The organism is Modestobacter sp. VKM Ac-2978 (assembly GCF_026968025.1).
GTDB lineage: Bacteria > Actinomycetota > Actinomycetes > Mycobacteriales > Geodermatophilaceae > Modestobacter.
This window is the reverse complement of sequence record NZ_JAPVBP010000022.1, coordinates 1-338: the sequence shown is the minus strand read 5'-3', so window position 1 is coordinate 338 and position 338 is coordinate 1. Positions and strand designations below refer to the sequence as shown.

Sequence of the window (338 nt, the reverse complement as noted above, 5' to 3'; positions counted from 1 at the left end):
TCGGGCTCCGGACCGTCGGGGTCCAGCGCGTCCTCGAACGCCTGCACCGCAGCCACCAACGACTGGTGCGGAGCCACCGCGGCCACCTGTGCCCACGCCTGGTCGAACGCGCCCAGGTCGATCCCCTGCTCGGCGGCTCGAGCCCGCTCCCGCTCCCCCACCGCAGCGGCGACCACGTCCATCTGCGCCGCCGTCACCGCACCTTCGGCGAACCCGGCGGCCAGCGCCGGGAAGTGCTCCAGCGCCCGCCCGGACCGCAGGATCCGGGACGCGTCGCTCGCCGACAGCCGGGTGTGCCCGATCAACCACGACCGCATGCTCTTCAACCCGTCGTGCTC

General features: G+C 74.3%; 1 protein-coding gene. It reads right to left on the bottom strand.

All coding sequences use genetic code 11. The features are described from left to right. The coding region (locus O2W53_RS23805) for a DUF222 domain-containing protein (protein WP_269165531.1) at nt 1-317 on the bottom strand (317 nt) is incomplete at its 3' end. Between the last annotated feature and the right edge of the window lie 21 nt (nt 318-338).